The sequence below is a fragment of the Paenibacillus sp. FSL H8-0175 genome (assembly GCF_045040615.1).
GTDB lineage: Bacteria > Bacillota > Bacilli > Paenibacillales > Paenibacillaceae > Paenibacillus_AQ > Paenibacillus_AQ odorifer.
The window spans coordinates 5460366-5477694 of the sequence record NZ_CP150299.1 but is presented as its reverse complement, the minus strand read 5'-3'; the positions used below and the strand labels follow the sequence as shown (position 1 = coordinate 5477694).

The window sequence follows — 17329 nt, the reverse complement described above, 5'->3', positions numbered from 1 at the left end:
AATGAGCATGATGAACAAGGAATCTGCAGAAGGCAGAGCCCATAGTATAGAATACGCTGATATGCTGCTCCTGCGTTTTGGAGAGTTTACTTTAAAGGGCAAAAATCGTACCCGATTTGAAAAAACCGTACTGCGTCATGTGAAGGAATTGATTAAGCCTTATCCAAACGTAGTTCTGAGCAAGGAATTCGGAAGAATTTACGTGGAATTGAACGGGGAATCTGCGATTGAATTGGTACAAGCACTGAAGAATGTATTTGGCATTGCTTCAGTTAGTCCAGTGAAGGTTTCTAAGTCAGAGCTTGAGGATATTGTAGCGGTCAGCCGTCAATTTTTGGAGATAATCGCGCCTGCTCCGGGCACCAGATTTAAGGTTAATGCTCGGCGGGTATGGAAAGAGTTCCCTTACGGCTCCATTGAGATGAATAAACTGATCGCGACACCACTATTGCAAGGATATCCTGGCCTCACCGTAGACGTTAAATCGCCTGAATTAGAGCTGAGGGTCGAAATTCGTCAGGGACATACTTATATTTTCTGTGAAAATATTGCCGGTGTAGGTGGATTTCCATTAGGCACTAACGGAAAAGCGATGTTATTGCTGTCCGGTGGCATTGATAGTCCCGTAGCAGGCTGGTCATCCATGCGGCGCGGACTTGAAGTGGAGTGCGTGCACTTCTACAGTTATCCTTATACAAGCGAGCTTGCTAGACAAAAAGTTGTGGATCTTGCGCGGGTATTGTCACGTTATGCGGGTGTAATCAAGCTGCATCTGGTACCCTTTACTGAAGTGCAGACTTCCTTTACCGGCATCGGCCAGGATAATCTGATTATTACACTGATGCGGCGGGCAATGCTGAGAATTACTACCCAGCTTGCTGAGCGGGAAGGTGCATTGGCGATTGTAACCGGGGATAGTCTGGGACAAGTCGCTAGCCAGACCTTGCCAAGCATGAACGTGATTGGCCGTGCGACAACCCTCCCCCTTTTGCGTCCGCTGGTAATGATGGACAAAAGTGATATCGTGGACCTGTCGAAGAACATCGGTACCTATGATTTGTCCATCCTTCCTTATGAGGATTGCTGTACTTTATTTGTTCCAAAATCACCTACAACAAATCCGAATTTACGGATTGTGGATAAGATAGAGGCTACGCTTCCGGGATATTCTGAACTTCTGGAAGCGGCGATTGAAGCCACAGAGACCGTGTTAATCACTCCCTATGGAGATGAGAAGCCTAGTGATGTTGTAAGTGTCGAGGCTGGTTTACAGGAAGAATGGTTCTAAAGTAATAAACCAAAAAACTGCCTTGAAGCGTAGTGAAATCTACGTTCTGAGGCAGTTTTTTTGTGGTTTAGACGAATGTGCCCTCCTGAGGCTCTTCTGGTTTTGATTGGCGTTTCCAATGTCCCGCTGCCAAGATACCTATAATGATCACGATTATAAACAGATATTTGAGCAGCGGATGATGATTAAAAAATGGCGCAAGCTGATGTTCATCCGTAATCATACTTGAAGCAGTAAAACCTAAGACAGCAGAACCAATATAAATGATCCATGGATATTTGTTGATTAATTTAATAAAAAGGGTACTTCCCCACACAACGATGGGAACACTGATCAGCAGTCCTATGATAACCAGTGAGATATTATGCTTGGCAGCTCCGGCAATGGCGATCACATTATCAAGGCCCATGGCAGCATCAGCTAAAATGATTGTCCCTACAGCGGACCAGAAGCTTTGACCTGCCTTGATATCTGTTGAAGTGTTCTCACTGGTTAACAGCTTATAGGCAATCAGAATGAGTAAAATCCCTCCGGCAAGCAGTAACCAGGGGATTTTCAACAGCCATACGACCAGAATCGTTGCGAAGATCCGCAACACTACAGCACCTGCTGTTCCAAATACGATAGCCTTCTTTTGCGTGTCTGACGGTAAATTACGCGCCGCAAGACCGATCACAATGGCATTATCTCCCGCCAAAATAAGATCTAGAAAAATAATGTTGAGCAGCGATAATATAAACTCCCAGATGGATGTATTCAAAGCGAAGTCACTCCCAAGTTTGTTAGATTGAGCTTCAAAATATGCTTAGTTTTGTATACGCAAAAAAAGGAGCCAACATGCGTTCACGCTCAAAAAAAGTTGGACAGGAAGCATAGCTTGTCATTTCCGAACATACAAGTAGTTACATGTGACTCGGGGAGGTAAGTGCGAATGGATTCATTATTGCTCCTTGGTGAAATATTGATGATTAATCTGGTGCTGAGCGGAGATAATGCAATGGTTATTGCAATGGCCAGCAAGGATCTTTCGGCGAAGCACCGAAAGACTGCAGTATGGTGGGGCTCAGCAGGCGCAGTTGTTCTGCGGTGTTTGCTTACTTTTGTTGCGGTATTGCTATTAAAAATCCCTTATATTCAGGCTGGAGGGGGAATGCTGCTGCTATGGATAGCGTTCAAGCTGCTTTTGGAGGAAGAGGAGGATCTCAGAGTAAGGGAATCATCCTCAGTCTGGAAAGCAATCCGAACGATTCTTGTAGCAGACTTCATTATGAGCCTGGATAATGTACTAGCCATTGCAGGAGTAGCTAAAGGAGATTTGGCTTTAATTGTCATCGGGATTGCTCTTAGCATTCCGATAGTAGTGTGGGGAAGCGGCATTATTGTCGGCTGGCTGCACCGGTTTCCAGTGCTCGTATTTATCGGTGCTTATATATTGGCGTTTACAGCAGGGGATATGTTGCTTCAGGATGCAAAATTAGGGACGATGCTCTCCTTTTTGTTCCCTTCCTCACATTCCTATTTGCCCATTGCCTTAGGAATATTAGTTGTCGTTACGGGAGCAATAAAACGCAGAAAAACATCTGCAGGTTAATAAATTGCAATAAAAGGCAATACTAAACGGACATCTCCATAAATTGGAATTGTCCGTTTTTTTTGCGTGATCAGAAGCGGTTATCGACACTGATTAATCACAGGGAGTGATGGCATTTTGTGTATGTTTCGGATAATATATGAGTAAGAATCCTGTCGCTTTCAGGCTATAAGGTGACGAGGAAATGAGGTAGACGTGAAATTGAAGGGATGGGTGAAGGATGTCTTCAAAGAAAGATATACAGCTAGGAATTTTTATTGTTGCTGCTGGCATCGTGATTTTATTAGGTAAGCTGGGCGTCTTCGGATTTTTGGGGCGCGCGCTTTGGCCTCTAGTGATTTTAATTCCAGGAATAGTACTACACATGTTATTTTTCAGCCGTCGTGCTTCGGCCTCGGTATTGGTTCCTGCCGGGATATTAACGGTGTATGGTTTGTTGTTTGGCCTCTGCAATATTTGGGGATGGGGGCTTATGAGAAGCTTATGGCCTGTGCTGTTGCTTGGTCTTGCCGTGGGCTTGTATGAATACTCCATCTATGAACCTAGACGGACGGGTGGCCTGTCAGCAATTGCTGTAACATTAGGCTTACTAAGCCTTGCGCTTTGTATTTTCAGCCTTATGGGCACCGGCGCGATCTACCTGATCGGGATTGTATTAATAGCTGTAGGAATTTGGCTGATTACCGGTCGAGGCAGAGCACGTGGCCGGAATAGATGGTATCGAAGCTAATTGCTGTAGGATCTTGTGAAAAAAAACGGAAATTGGTAACTGTTTTTTCATAAAAAGACTTGCTTTTCATGGTACTTTCACTATAATATTAATGTTATGTTGAAGCGTCGGCTTTCTGCCTGGCGCTTCTTTTGTGAGACTGCCGTGACATGCTATGAATTTTAACAGTTTTAATTTGATAAATGAGAGGATTTGGATACAAATCATGCATTCAAGAAAAGATATTCGCAACATTGCGATCATTGCCCACGTTGACCATGGCAAAACAACACTCGTCGATCAGCTCCTTCAACAATCGGGGATCTTCAGCGCCCATGAGCACTTGCAAGAACGTGCTATGGACTCTAATGATATCGAACGGGAACGTGGAATTACAATCCTAGCTAAAAATACAGCAATTACTTATAAAGAGTTTTTGATCAACATTGTGGATACACCTGGACATGCTGACTTTGGTGGCGAAGTAGAACGGATCATGAAAATGGTTGACGGTGTATTGCTGGTTGTTGATGCTTATGAAGGCTGCATGCCGCAAACGAAATTCGTTCTGCGTAAAGCATTGGAACAAAAACTTACACCGATCGTTGTCGTGAACAAGATTGACCGTCCAGCTGCTCGTCCTAAGGAAGTTATTGATGAAGTGCTCGATTTGTTCATCGAACTTGAAGCAAATGACGAACAATTGGAATTCCCGGTTGTTTATGCATCTGCTCTTAATGGTACATCAAGCATGGTTCCTGAGAAACAAGATGAAACGATGCTTTCGCTCTACGAAACCATTGTTGAACATATTCCAGCTCCAACCGAAAGTGTTGAAGAACCGCTTCAATTCCTCGTAACGTTGATGGATTATAACGAATACTTGGGTCGTATTGCGATTGGACGTGTTAACCGCGGTGTGATCAAACAAGGTCAATCTGTAACAGTTATTATGCGTGATGGTAAGAGCAAAACTGCACGTATCGAGAAATTGTTCGGCTTCCAAGGTTTGAAACGTATTGAAACAGAGCAAGCGGGCGCAGGGGATATCGTTGCTATTGCAGGGATCAAGGACATCAACATTGGTGAGACCATTGCTGATCCTGCAAACCCTGAAGCACTTCCGGTTCTGAAGATTGACGAGCCAACCATGCAAATGACATTCCTAGTGAATAACAGTCCTTTTGCTGGTAAAGAAGGTAAATGGGTAACTTCCCGTAAACTACGTGAGCGTCTATTTAAAGAACTTGAAACAGACGTGAGTTTGCGTGTGGAAGAAACTGATAGTCCTGATGCATTTATCGTTTCTGGACGTGGTGAGCTTCACCTTGGTATTCTGATCGAGAATATGCGTCGTGAAGGTTATGAAATGCAAGTTTCTAAACCACAAGTAATCATTAAAGAAATCGACGGTGTCAAAATGGAGCCGCTTGAGCGTCTAATGATTGATATTCCAGAAGAGAGCATGGGTTCTGTTATGGAGAGTCTGGGTACTCGTAAAGCCGAAATGGTCAATATGATTAACAACGGTACGGGTCAAGTACGTCTGGAATTCCTGATTCCTGCACGTGGATTGATTGGTTACAACACTTACTTCTTGACTTTGACACGCGGTTACGGCGTTATGAACCATGCTTTTGACAGCTACGCTCCACTGGTTGCTGGTCAAGTTGGCGGACGTCATCAAGGTGTGCTTGTAGCAAGTGAGACTGGATCAACAACTCAATACGGAATCGTGGGTGTTGAGGATCGTGGTATTCTCTTCTTGGATGCAGGTACAGAAATTTATGAAGGTATGATCGTAGGCGAGCATACCCGTGATAACGATATTATCGTTAACATCTGTAAGGAAAAAGCACTTACCAACATGCGTACCTCAGGCAAAGATGATACTGTAAAAATGAAGACACCACGCACCTTCTCTTTGGAAGGCGCACTTGAATATTTGAACGATGATGAATATTGTGAAATTACACCTAAATCCATTCGTTTGCGTAAAAAGATTCTGAACAAAGGCGAACGCGAACGTGTAGAGAAACAACGTAAAACAGCACAAGCCAACGCGTAAACACATGCTTATGAATAAGACCGCCGGATTATTGCATCCGGCGGCTTTTTTTAATATAAGAAACAAAAAATTCCCCTACTGATGATATAATGTAAACGTATCTTAAATTTGGGAGGAGTGCGGTTATCTATGCAGGTGTGGTTCGCTGAGCATCCAATCGTCGCTTATATTGTTATCTTTATATTGCTTACTTTTGTTTATAATCAAGTCTTTCGTGTGAATCAAAAGTTATCGATTGGCAAGGAAATCATGCTCTACATAATGATGGCGGTTGGCTCTGGCATGCTCCTCATTTTCCAACATGATAAGCTTCCGATTATCCAGTGTCTGTTGGTTGCTGTCGGATTAATGCTGATGGTACGGATACGTTATATAGTAGAAGCCCGACAGAAGAGAAAGGCTGCGGCAGCAGCGAAGAGATCGTAATCGCAACTTTTGTACCTTAAGGATCGTCTAATTAATGTAGCAATTCTAATTCTAAATGAAATGAAAAGGACTTTATTCTATTATGAGTACAAGAAACAGCGGTTTACCTCCAAGAGCAAACGGGCAACAACCTACTAATAGAAAACAGCCTGTGAAGGGTGCTTCTAAGAAAAAAACGAAAAAGAAAGTGAAAAAGAGAGGTTTTTTTGGCAGATTAGTTAGAGTATTGTTAACTTTGCTAATTATTGCGATCCTCGGCGTGCTGGGTTATGGCGGTTATCTGTATTGGAAGCTTGAGCATGGCGTATTTAATGCAGGGGTTGAGGGTACGGTTGCTCCAGGGCATTCCGCTTCAGAAAAACCACTGACGATGCTTATACTGGGAACGGATAACAGACCTAAACACGAGTCTTATTTGACTGACGTGATCATGGTTGCAGCACTTAATCCTAAGACTAAATCAGCGACTATTGTTTCGCTTCCTCGTGATACCTATGTGGAGCTAAGCGGCTATAAGAAGACGAAAATTAATGAATTTTATGCTCGCTTCAAGGGTAAGGAGAAATCCTCTGGTCTACTGGCTGAAGATGAGATGAAGACGATGATGGGTAAGTATTTGGATATTGATGTAGATTATACAACGATTCTTGATTTTCAGGGCTTCCGTGATGTAGTGGACGAGCTTGGGGGAGTCGAAGTAAATATTAGTGAAAATATGTGTTATACAGACACTGTGGATGGCACGAATATCAATCTGAAAAAGGGTCCGGCAGAGCTGGATGGAAAAAATGCACTGGACTATGTGCGGTATCGTAAATCCAATTGCAAGCCTAAGACCAACGCATCAGATGATTTTGATCGCAACAAACGCCAGAACGAAGTTCTGAACAGCCTGGTGGATCAGATGCAATCGCTTGGTGGCGTATTAAAAATCGGCAAGGTGCTTGATGCAGTGGACAGTAACATGAAGACAGATATCGAAAATTCGCAAATCAAAGATATGATTGCGACGTATTGGAAGATTTCCAAAGAGAATATCGAATTCAAGCCGGTTACTGGAACGTGGCGAAGTCCATATGTATATATTAATGATGAGGAGTTTGAGGCCGCTAAGAAAAGCTTGCAGGATCGGATTGCAGGAATTTCCACGGGAGCTGATTCGACAGCTGCTGAGACGCCTTGAGGACCTTAATATCTTCCATAGCTAAAATTGAATGCAAGTTTCAGCCTGTGCTATAATATAATAAATCGAATGAATTAACGTCGCATAGGGGGCCAGTACTTATGTCCGAAGCCGTTGCTCAGCTGAATGAAACTTTGCTATCGATGCTGCAATCGGAAACCTTTGTTCTTCTAAACACAGTTGATGCGGAGACAGGCGGTCCTACATCCACAGCTATTTCGTGGCTTTATGCTGTTAGTCCTAGTACTGTGCGTTTGGCTATTGATCATCGTTCAAGACTTGTGAATAATATGAAGGTTAATCCATTAATAACTATAACTGTGTTTGGTGAAGGAACTGTCTATGCCATTAACGGTAGTGCTGCTGTAAGGCAGGACCCGCTAGAAGATGTTCCTTTTAAGATGTGCTGTTTTGATGTTGAAATTCAAGCGGTCCGCAACGCGCTTTTTTACGGCGCGCAGCTGGACTCCGCCCCAAGATATGCGAAAGTTTATGATGGACGTGCCGCTGAGAAGTTGGACGGACAAGTATTTGCTGCCATGAAAAAAGCCTAGTGAAAATATCACTGGGCTTTTTTTGAACTCAAAGAACATCTTTTGTTCTTAACCTCTACTGTGCATTTTTTTGCGGCTTGGTATCCTCTGGCAGCTGTGGCATGATTCGTCCGATAATATCAGCCAGCTCGGATGAGAAACCGGATATCGGATGTCCCTTGGAGATATGGCGGCTCATTTCCGCTAATCTGCTGGAGAGATCCATATCCGCAGTGACAAGCGCCCGTACACTTCTTGGGTCTTTGCGGATGGCTTCCGCTACAGAATATTTGATGCTTCCTACACGTGAACGGCCCAGAGAACCTTCTACATCAAGACCAACAATGGCAACTTTGTTCATGACTACACAGTGTGCGCCGTTTACACCGGGAACTCTTTTGGCCAACTGTTCAAAATGATCCTTAAGTGCAATTTCACTTTCTCCATTAACATTGACGGCTTGACCAGCTTTTGAGGTGGCTTTAGGATTAGTCGCACCATCATTGGACAATTGCCGAACCTCATGGTTCCCCGTACCCTTTACAGCATTCGCAGATTGTTTATTCTGAGGAGAGGGTGATGTCTTTTTATTAGCGATACCGCAGCTTGTCAGTAGCAGCAGTACCAGCAACAGACATATTGATTTTCTCATATGTGATTACTCCTTTCAGCCAAAGAATCGTTTCTGTACCATATCTTTTCCCTTGGCGGAAAGAGTTATGTATGATCAATCAAACCAGGCGCTGTGGAGGGGATAATATGAACAAGATATTTGTGCTAGATACCAACGTGCTTTTGCACGACCCCAATTCAATTTTCTCTTTCAAGGAGCATGAGGTGGTTATTCCGGCTGTTGTGCTGGAAGAAATCGACTCCAAGAAGCGCAATGCTGACGAAATCGGTCGGAATGCCCGTACGGTATCCCGATTGCTTGATGGACTCCGGGAACTAGGTCATTTGCATAGTGGTGTGGAACTGGAGCATGGAGGCAAGCTGAAGGTAGAACTTAACCATCGCAGTTTTGTGAAGGTACAGGAAATGTTTGGCGAGGTGTCTAACGACAATCGGATATTGGCTGTTGCTCTCAATTATTTGAATGAAGAGAATGAGAAGCCCGATCCGCGTCCCGTTGTGCTTGTGAGCAAGGATGTACTGGTTCGTATTAAAGCGGATGTTCTGGGAATTACGCCAGAGGATTATTTGTCAGATCGTACTGGAGACTTAAATGAACTATACACTGGTTACCAATCTCTGCAGGTTCATCCCGCATTGATTGATGAATATTACAGTCACCGCTCTCTGACGGTAAAACAGCTTGCGTTGTCGTATCCGTTGTACCCTCATGAATTTGTGATTCTCAAGGATGAGATTGGCACTGGCAAATCAGCTCTTCTCAAAGTGAATAGTGATGCCACACGTCTGGAGCCACTCTATCTGGGCAATGATTCGGTTTGGGGGATTAGCGCCCGTAATGCTCAACAACGAATGGCACTGGAGCTGCTGCTAAATGATGAAATCCCACTCGTAACGATCACGGGTAAGGCTGGGACAGGGAAGACGTTATTGGCGCTTGCAGCCGGACTATTCAAAGTGGAGGATGAACATAAATACAAAAAATTGCTTATCGCCCGTCCGGTTGTTCCTATGGGTAAGGACATTGGTTACTTGCCCGGTGAGAAGGATGAGAAGCTTAGACCCTGGATGCAGCCTATTTATGATAATCTGGAATTCCTGTTCGATACCAAAAAAGCTGGCGATATCGATAAAATCTTAATGGGGTTAGGAAGTATACAGGTAGAAGCCTTAACCTATATTCGCGGCCGTTCAATCCCATCACAGTTCATTATTATTGATGAGGCGCAGAACCTTTCCCGCCATGAGGTGAAGACCATTGTCTCCAGAGCGGGAGAAGGAAGTAAAGTCATTCTAATGGGCGATCCGGAGCAAATCGATCATCCATATCTGGATGCTGCGAGCAACGGACTGAGCTATATCGTCGAGAAGTTTAAACAGCAAGGGATTAGCGGACATATTACTTTGGAAAAAGGTGAGCGTTCCCGCTTGGCGCAATTGGCCGCGGATCTACTCTAACGGTTCATCAATCCTATTTTCAGCCGGGAGAAGCAAACTCTCCCGGCTTTTTCCTGCCCGCCCGGAAACGGCAGAGGAATTTAAAGTTGGTTGTGGTGATTAGAGCCATGGAAAGAAAGTCTGGAACTGTAGAAGCGAAGCGTTCGCCTTTATCCTCGGATTTTAACCGCATGATGCGGTAATTAGATCAGGAAATCTGAGGATAACAGCGATCGGAAGTCCAAAGCTTTCTTGTAATGGCGGTCAGATCACCTTCCTATTTTTAATGCCTCTGGCGTATCACCCATATAATAGAAAGAGAACGGTTTCACAAACTAAAGACAAGCACCGGAGGGTTTGGTAAAATAGGGGAGACCAATCAAAAGGGAAGGTGGGAAATCGTGCTGAAACGCAAAAATTATTGGCTGCTTTTTGCAATTTTACTACTATCGCTGACAAGCCTGTCGCCCAGTATGGAATTGAGTACCAGTAACGATCCACGTCCTATGAAAAGACCACAAAGTCAGTCGACCCATCCCTCTTCCGGAGATGAGGGAACTATAGATAGCTTACACATAAGAGTATCGTTAAATAGCGAAGAATTTAGTGAACTGGAGCTCCTTAGCAACCGTTATACCTTAGAAAGTGGAGTAAAGGTTATTTTAAGCAATGTGGATATGGAGGATGCCGATGAGGTATTGAAGCATGATTTAACGATCGGGGACAGCCCGGATATAGTCATGGCAGATGGACGAAGCATTCTGGACTGGGCCACACGTGGATATTTATTGCCGATGGATGTGTATCAGAGCGTTCCGGGGAGTGCACCGTTAACACAGTTGATCCCCTGGATGCAGTGGAATGGATATAATTGGGGAGTCCCGTTAGATATAGATCCTTACGTGCTTGTTTATTCCCCACAACGGCTGGCGGAGCTGGGTTTTAATGCATTACCCAAAAGCCTCGAAGAGTGGAATATCCTGCTTCAGAATGTGCTAAAAGAGCAAGGGAAATATTTACTTGCGATGGATACCCGCAATCCTTATGGATTGTCAGCGGTAATGGAGAGCATGAATAGCAGCTTGTTAGCAGATAACCAAGAGGTGTTGAATTGGATTCAGAATGCCCGCAGTTATTTTTATCTCACCAGCCGCTACAATAAAGATGTCTGGGATATGCTCCAAGGAGGTAGTGTCGCCGTTGCTTCATTACCGTTATCCGAGTGGCAGAAGCATGGAAATTCATCCCTTGCTGCTGTACCGGCCCTGACTGCTAATAATGGGGGTGGGTTTGAATCCTGTTACAGTCGATCTTTTGCCCTTCCAGCTCAATCTCAAAGTCCAAAGGAAGCTGTGAATTGGCTGACCTTTATCACCTCAGAGGATGCTCAGCTGGATTGGTTGGAGAATACGGGGAGCTTGCCGGCGCTTGATGTTCTTTATCGTTCGGAGCATGCTTTTAAATACAAGCTTCCTTTCGATGTTGAGCTATTGCTGACAGAAGAAACCGCCCCGGAGGATGATTCACAGGGCGGCTGGAGTAAGGTTGTTGAAGCTGTATCGTTACTATTAACAGGGCAGATAGATGCGGAAGGCTACAAAGAATTTCTAAAAGAAGGCCTAAAATGAAATGGAAAGCTTAACATGCAAGACGCCCTCTTGGCTATCTACTGCCGTGGCACGAAGGAAAGATACTATTTTGCCTGGATAAAAGCCTAAGTCAAATTCTTCTTCCAACGTTTTTCTTGTTGTGTCAGGCAATTCAAGACCGTTAAATACAATATGATCGACTTGGAATATAAGGCCGTTGATCGGTTCTTCCTGAATGGTATAGTGACCGGTCAGTGAAAGGGCTAGCGCTCCGCTTTTTCCAGTGGCAGTAATCGATCCGTCATTGAAATGAAAGGCGAAGTCTTTAAACAGCGAATTCTGCGATTGCAAAAATTCATTCAGATCCTCTTCCTTCAGGTTTAGCTCATAAGTCATTCCTTTTCGGGTCAGTACACCCTCTCGATTCTGAACAAACTGTGGTAGTTTATTCATTGCGGAGGATAACGCCTTGAAATAAGTTTTTACCTCGTGCAGGCCGATATTCTCCCAATATAATGTGAATTCTTTAAGTAGAGTACTCATATTTTCAGGATCGCTGCTATTTTTAATCCCACCCTCAATATCCTTGTTGAGCGCGTTTACCCGAACTTGCTGTTCCTCCAGAGCCGTACGCAATCGGGCGAGCTCTTCCGAGTTTCGCTTCGCAGTCTGAAGGGTATCCTTCAAATCCTTATATTGTTCTTCATATTGTGAGAGAATATCGCGGTCATTTCCAATAATAATCTCATAATAATCGAACAGAGCCAGGAATCTGCTGATACTTTTTGCTGAAAAAAACGCGGCCAGAAGATTATCTCTATCCCCCATATAATAAGAACGCACAACTGCACCTGCCCGTTCCTGTTGGTCCGCAATGGCTGTTTTTTTCTGGGTAGCTTGTCTGTTCAGGCTTTCTACCTTTTGTTCAAGTGCTTTTTGTTCGGCTGTAATCTTGATGATTTCACGTTCAATTTCTGCAGAAGACAAGGTCTGTTCAAGTAGTTTACGGGTTTCTTCATTATCTGGTATAGCAGAATTGAAAAAATCACCGCTAGGATCGGCAGACAAGTACTTCACAGGTTGTAACGGAAACAAAGTACAGCAGAAGAGAATTAGTATGGTTGCAATCATGCGGCTTTGTAAATTGCGGGAGCGCACCACACCACCACCTTTTTTTTGAAATGATATATGTATGTACTAATAATATGTTTAACCCTTCTAAAATAGCATACAAACAAAAAAACGGAAGTGATCCTTATAAGATAAGGACCTCATCCGCTCCAAAAGAGTACTGCAATTTATAGTGGAAGACCCATTTGAAAGATCGTCCAATAACTAAATCCGGTGAAAGTCAGAATCATGTATGCCCAGAAGAGAAGAACATAAGTTTTTTCAGTAAATTTCATATAGCCAAGTATTACGAAAAATGCAGTTTGTAAAAAGAAAAGCAAGGCCATTTCTGTTAGACCTCCGGCGAAAGCCATCAATCCAATAGCTAATGTGAAAAAACCTAATACCCGAAACATGCGGTCCAAGAGAGAGTCCCCCTTCCAGTATGTATCTCACGAATATTCCTTCGATTTATTATACCCTCAACATAATTATGTGTAAACGAATTCATTGAAAAAAATGCACTAATCTTCAAAAAATGTGATTTTTATAATTGACCTGAGTGATTAGTGCTTTAAAAAAGAGAATTTATAGTTTTATGCGTATGATGTACGCAGATAATGGAAATACAAATTAGTATCAAATAGATTCTATGAACTCTATGAGAAGCATAGAAATGGAGTAAGCAGCTTTTATCCCTATTCACTACCCGGCAGAACTGCCGGTTATGGAGATGGTTATTTCATGACGTTGTTAGGAGGTTTGGCTTTATGACAGCCGTTAGACAGGACGCTTGGAGTGCAGAAGATGATCTAATATTGGCAGAAGTAACTTTGCGACACATTCGGGAGGGCAGCACACAGCTTGCCGCTTTTGAAGAGGTGGGTGAAAAAATCGGCAGAACTTCGGCCGCTTGCGGATTCCGCTGGAACAGTTGTGTTCGGAAAAGTTATGAAGGTGCAATCGGTATTGCTAAAGGGCAACGTCAAAAGCGTAGCTACCTGAAAAAGCAGCCGTCAGTAAGAGGAGCGCAAGTAGCTGGTCTCATTCTGGGTGATGTCGATGAGGAATTTGGGCGCGGTGAGGGATTAAGTGAAAACACATTATCCATTGATGCGGTCATTCGTTTCTTAAGACAATGGAAGGGTACGATCCAGGAAGCAGGACGTCAGCTGAAAATGCTGGAAAGAGACCTGCGCGAGAAGGAAGATGAATTAACAGAATTACGATCTGAGAATGAACGGTTGTCTAAAGAGGTTAATCTTGCTCAAAGCGACTACCGGGTAGTCAACGATGATTACAAAGCTTTAATTCAGATTATGGATCGTGCTCGCAGGCTTGCTTTCTTAAATGAAGAAGAAGAAGAAATGAAGACTCGTTTCAAAATGGATGGTAACGGAAATTTAGAACGCATTGAATAAACGATAGGTTAACTAACAATCCCGCAAGTGGTCTGCTTTTTAAGCACCACTTGCGGGGTTTTTGGTATACTTAGAAAAATTGTGCTTAAGATCAGCAGGAGGGTTATATGAAAATTGATATAATTGGTGCAGGTTCACTCGGGCTGCTGCTGGCAGGGAGACTGATCCAAACCGGGAATGATGTGAGACTGTGGTGCCGAGGGGTAGAACAATGCCAACGATTAGGGCGTGATGGCTTAACGGTTACCTACGAGGATGAACGCGAGCCGATAACAATTTCGGAAGATCAGTTTGTATCCGCGCCAATAGGGGAGTTCGCTGGTGCTTATCTAGAAGAGCCGAGTGATTGGATCGTGGTGACGGTTAAACAGAATACTCTACATAATGATTTGCCTGAATTTCTATCCCTACTTAAGGAAGAGCAAGTACATATGATTTGTTTTCAGAATGGTACAGGACATATGGAGATGTTAGGAGGCATGTTGCCAAACGCCAATTTATATGTAGCTGTGACTACGGAGGCTGCGAAGCGCAAATCATTAACTGAAGTCATTCATGCAGGAGCAGGGGAGGTGTGGATAGGAAAATGGAGCTTAGGGGATGGACAAGCTCATAGCATACATAATGATTTAAAAGCGAATAATTTAATAGAAGTTCTCATAATGGCAGGATTCGCAGCCTTTTTGTCGAATGAAGTGGATACCATGATTTACCGGAAGCTCTTGATCAATGCCGTTATAAATCCACTCACGGCGATTTGGCGTATTCCAAATGGGGAGCTGTTGTCTTCAGAGCAACGCCTCCAATTAATGAAGGAAGTTTTTGAAGAAGCAATAATGGTGTATGATTTCTGTGAAATTACTTATGATAAGGATGCTTGGGATAACATCCTTCAGGTGTGCCGGTTAACGTCTGGCAATATTTCATCTATGCTGGCAGATGTACTTGCTTCAAGAACCACAGAAATTCGTTGGATCAATGGAAGTCTTGTAGAAATGGCAGAACGATCTGGAGTGTCGGCACCATTAAATCGCTGGCTCTGCCAATTAGTAGAAGGTATTGGGGTATGATCTCTGGGGAGAGGTGAAGCTATGGGACTGCTGATGGATTCGGTTATTACTTTAAGCGTTATTCCGATTGTGCCGTTTTTGATTGTTTTTTTCATTGGAAAGGGCTTAAAAAAAGATAAAAAGAAAACTTTTATGCTCGCTATGGACGTGACCACATTTTTTTTATTATTATCGGTCTCCGCATTGTTTAATAACATCTTTAATTCCGGTTTTGGGTTTTACCTTATACTAATTATTGTATTAATATCCGCTGGACTGATTGGCGGAGCTCAAAATCGGATGAAAGGAAAGGTAGATGGGAAGCGGTTATTTCGGGCAGTTTGGAGACTTTCGTTCTTTTTTATGAGCTTCGGATATTTATTATTTATGTTTGTTGGGCTAATTACCTACATATCACAAGCGATGTAACGTTCCACTGCTTCGGTGAAGCGTCAACGTCACAAAAGTTTAAAGTTTTAAAAAAAAAATATTTTCTGAAAACATTGCACTAGATTTTTTTGACCACTGGTTGTATAATCATAAACCATATACCACATTCTATTTAGGGGGAACTGCTAGATGAAGAAGAGTAAAAGTCTATTGCTAATGATTGCATTAGTACTTGTTATCGGCACAGTGCTTGCTGGCTGCGGCGGAAACAATGCAAACAGCGGCAATAAAGGTAACAATGCTAACACTGGTAACACGGCAACTGGTAATGCAGCTACAGAAGAAAAATTGGCTGCTGACCAAACATTGAGAATTAACCTTAGTTCTGAGCCTCCAACATTTGACCCAGGATTGGCTCAAGATAGCCAAGCTCACACTGTCCTGACAACAATGTACGAAGGTCTGACTCGCATGAATGCTGAATCTGGTCAAGCTGAACCAGGTGTTGCTGAAAGCTGGGAAGTTTCCGCTGACGGTCTGGTATATACTTTCAAACTCCGTGATTCACAATGGAGTAATGGCGATCCTGTAACAACAGAAGACTTCGTTCGCGCTTGGAAACGCGTGCTCGATCCTGCTGCTGCATCCGCTGCACCTTACGCTTATCAATTGTACTACATCAAAAATGCTCAAAAGTTCTACAACAAGGAAATTACCGATTTCAGTCAAGTAGGTGTCAAAGCGGTTGATGAGAAAACTCTTGAAGTTACTCTTGAAGCCCCAACTCCTTACTTCCTTGGATTGCTTTCCTTCTACACTTATTACCCTGTACACAAATCCATTGAGAGTAATCCTAAATGGGCAACAAGCAAAGATACTATGATCGTTAACGGTGCTTTCACTCTTACAGAGTGGACTACAGGTCAAACACTTGTTGTAACTAAAAACGATAAATATTGGGATAAAGATTCCATTAAACTTAACAAAATCGACTTCTCCCTTGTAAACAGCGGTGCAACTGAGCTGCTCAGCTACAAGAACGGTGAATACGATCGTGCCGGTGGACCAACTGGTGAAATTCCATCAGAACAAATTCCAATCGTGCAAAAAGAACTTCCTAACGAATTCAGCCGTAAAGGTATTGCTTCCGTATACTACTACGAATTCAATATCACTGAAAAACCTTTCACAAACGCTAAAATCCGTAAGGCTCTTGCAATGTCCATTAACCGTCAAGCTTTGATTGACAATGTAGTACAAGGTGGACAATTCCCAGCATACGGTTATGTACCTCCGGGTATCGCTGGTGCTGATGGTGAATACCGTACAGCAGTTAAAGATAGCTACTTCACTGAAGATCTAGAACAAGCTAAAACATTGCTTGCTGAAGGTCTGAAAGAAGAAGGTATGGATAAACTGCCTACATTCTCCCTGACTTACAACACAAGTGAAGGTCACAAGAAAATCGCTTTGGCGATTGCTGATATGTGGAAAAACAATCTTGGTATCGACGTACAAACCGTTAACCAAGAGTGGGCTGTATTTATTGAAAACCGTCAAAACCTGAACTACCAAGTTGCTCGTGCTGGTTGGACTGCGGATTACAATGATCCAATGACTTTCCTTGATATGTGGGTAACAGGTGGCGGTAACAATGATACTGGTTACGCTAACCCTGAGTATGACAAATTGATCAGCGAAGCTAAAACAAGCACTGACTTGGCAGTACGTCAAGAAAAGTTTGCTGCAGCTGAGAAATTGCTCATTGAGCAAGATATGGTTCTGATTCCTTTGTACTACTACACTAACAACTCCCTGACTAAAGAGTACCTTAAAGGTGTTACTCTTGACTTTAGTGGTGCAATTGACTTGACTCGCGGATACTTGCTTGAGCACTAAGAT

At 43.3% G+C, this 17329-nt stretch carries 18 protein-coding genes; 13 read left to right on the top strand and 5 right to left on the bottom strand.

Features of this window, described 5'->3' with window-relative positions:
* Position 1 precedes the first annotated feature (1 nt).
* Positions 2–1288: a tRNA uracil 4-sulfurtransferase ThiI gene (gene thiI / locus MHH46_RS24350; RefSeq protein WP_081382359.1), complete on the top strand. Its 1287-nt coding sequence runs from the start codon at positions 2–4 to the stop codon at positions 1286–1288.
* Positions 1289–1355: 67 nt separating this feature from the next.
* On the opposite strand, the gene MHH46_RS24345 is transcribed toward thiI, so the two are convergent.
* Positions 1356–2048 (bottom strand): TerC family protein, encoded by a 693-nt coding sequence (locus MHH46_RS24345; RefSeq protein ID WP_076192078.1) that lies wholly within the window; start codon positions 2046–2048, stop codon positions 1356–1358.
* A gap of 171 nt (positions 2049–2219) precedes the next feature.
* Between MHH46_RS24345 and MHH46_RS24340 the strand changes: the two genes are divergently transcribed.
* The 6 genes from MHH46_RS24340 to MHH46_RS24315 all read left to right on the top strand — a co-directional run bounded on the left by MHH46_RS24340 (position 2220) and on the right by MHH46_RS24315 (position 7819).
* Positions 2220–2879: a TerC family protein gene (locus MHH46_RS24340; protein WP_076136549.1), complete on the top strand. Its 660-nt coding sequence runs from the start codon at positions 2220–2222 to the stop codon at positions 2877–2879.
* Between the two features lie 220 nt (positions 2880–3099).
* Positions 3100–3609, top strand: coding sequence for a hypothetical protein (locus MHH46_RS24335; RefSeq protein WP_076192076.1), 510 nt, complete (start codon positions 3100–3102; stop codon positions 3607–3609).
* Between the two features lie 205 nt (positions 3610–3814).
* The gene (gene typA / locus MHH46_RS24330) at positions 3815–5656 is read left to right on the top strand and encodes a translational GTPase TypA (RefSeq protein WP_076129029.1); all 1842 of its coding nucleotides are present in this window, start codon (positions 3815–3817) and stop codon (positions 5654–5656) included.
* Between the two features lie 129 nt (positions 5657–5785).
* Positions 5786–6082, top strand: a complete 297-nt coding sequence (locus MHH46_RS24325) for a YlaH-like family protein (protein WP_076179286.1) — start codon at positions 5786–5788, stop codon at positions 6080–6082.
* A gap of 82 nt (positions 6083–6164) precedes the next feature.
* Positions 6165–7265 carry an LCP family protein gene (locus tag MHH46_RS24320; protein WP_076129031.1) on the top strand — a complete coding sequence of 367 codons (1101 nt, stop codon included), beginning with the start codon at positions 6165–6167 and terminating at the stop codon, positions 7263–7265.
* A 101-nt stretch (positions 7266–7366) separates the two neighbouring features.
* A complete protein-coding gene (locus MHH46_RS24315; protein ID WP_076129033.1) occupies positions 7367–7819 on the top strand; it encodes a pyridoxamine 5'-phosphate oxidase family protein in 453 nt (150 codons plus the stop codon).
* A 55-nt stretch (positions 7820–7874) separates the two neighbouring features.
* Here MHH46_RS24315 and MHH46_RS24310 read toward each other — a convergent pair whose 3' ends face one another.
* Positions 7875–8450, bottom strand: coding sequence for a YhcN/YlaJ family sporulation lipoprotein (locus MHH46_RS24310; protein WP_076129034.1), 576 nt, complete (start codon positions 8448–8450; stop codon positions 7875–7877).
* Positions 8451–8557: 107 nt separating this feature from the next.
* On the opposite strand from MHH46_RS24310, the gene MHH46_RS24305 reads away from it, so the two are divergent.
* The gene (locus tag MHH46_RS24305) at positions 8558–9889 is read left to right on the top strand and encodes a PhoH family protein (RefSeq protein WP_036683710.1); all 1332 of its coding nucleotides are present in this window, start codon (positions 8558–8560) and stop codon (positions 9887–9889) included.
* 19 nt (positions 9890–9908) lie between these two features.
* On the opposite strand, the gene MHH46_RS24300 is transcribed toward MHH46_RS24305, so the two are convergent.
* On the bottom strand, positions 9909–10061 hold the full coding sequence (locus MHH46_RS24300; protein WP_405132525.1) for a hypothetical protein: 153 nt from the start codon (positions 10059–10061) through the stop codon (positions 9909–9911).
* A gap of 208 nt (positions 10062–10269) precedes the next feature.
* Between MHH46_RS24300 and MHH46_RS24295 the strand changes: the two genes are divergently transcribed.
* Positions 10270–11496 carry an extracellular solute-binding protein gene (locus MHH46_RS24295; RefSeq protein WP_076192073.1) on the top strand — a complete coding sequence of 409 codons (1227 nt, stop codon included), beginning with the start codon at positions 10270–10272 and terminating at the stop codon, positions 11494–11496.
* On the opposite strand, the gene MHH46_RS24290 is transcribed toward MHH46_RS24295, so the two are convergent.
* On the bottom strand, positions 11488–12534 hold the full coding sequence (locus MHH46_RS24290) for a coiled-coil domain-containing protein (RefSeq protein WP_405132524.1): 1047 nt from the start codon (positions 12532–12534) through the stop codon (positions 11488–11490). The genes MHH46_RS24295 and MHH46_RS24290 overlap by 9 nt on opposite strands.
* A 221-nt stretch (positions 12535–12755) precedes the next feature.
* Complete coding sequence (locus MHH46_RS24285; protein WP_036683705.1) at positions 12756–12992, bottom strand: DUF2626 family protein; 237 nt, start codon at positions 12990–12992, stop codon at positions 12756–12758.
* A gap of 345 nt (positions 12993–13337) precedes the next feature.
* On the opposite strand from MHH46_RS24285, the gene MHH46_RS24280 reads away from it, so the two are divergent.
* The 4 genes from MHH46_RS24280 (at position 13338) to MHH46_RS24265 (ending at position 17326) form a co-directional block, all read left to right on the top strand.
* Positions 13338–13988, top strand: a complete 651-nt coding sequence (locus tag MHH46_RS24280) for an RsfA family transcriptional regulator (RefSeq protein WP_036683702.1) — start codon at positions 13338–13340, stop codon at positions 13986–13988.
* A 107-nt stretch (positions 13989–14095) separates the two neighbouring features.
* Positions 14096–15058, top strand: a complete 963-nt coding sequence (locus tag MHH46_RS24275; RefSeq protein WP_076192070.1) for a ketopantoate reductase family protein — start codon at positions 14096–14098, stop codon at positions 15056–15058.
* 21 nt (positions 15059–15079) lie between these two features.
* On the top strand, positions 15080–15466 hold the full coding sequence (locus MHH46_RS24270; RefSeq protein WP_076129040.1) for a DUF3397 domain-containing protein: 387 nt from the start codon (positions 15080–15082) through the stop codon (positions 15464–15466).
* Between the two features lie 150 nt (positions 15467–15616).
* Entirely contained in the window at positions 15617–17326 is a 1710-nt protein-coding gene (locus tag MHH46_RS24265; protein ID WP_076129042.1) for a peptide ABC transporter substrate-binding protein, read from the top strand.
* Positions 17327–17329 lie beyond the last annotated feature (3 nt).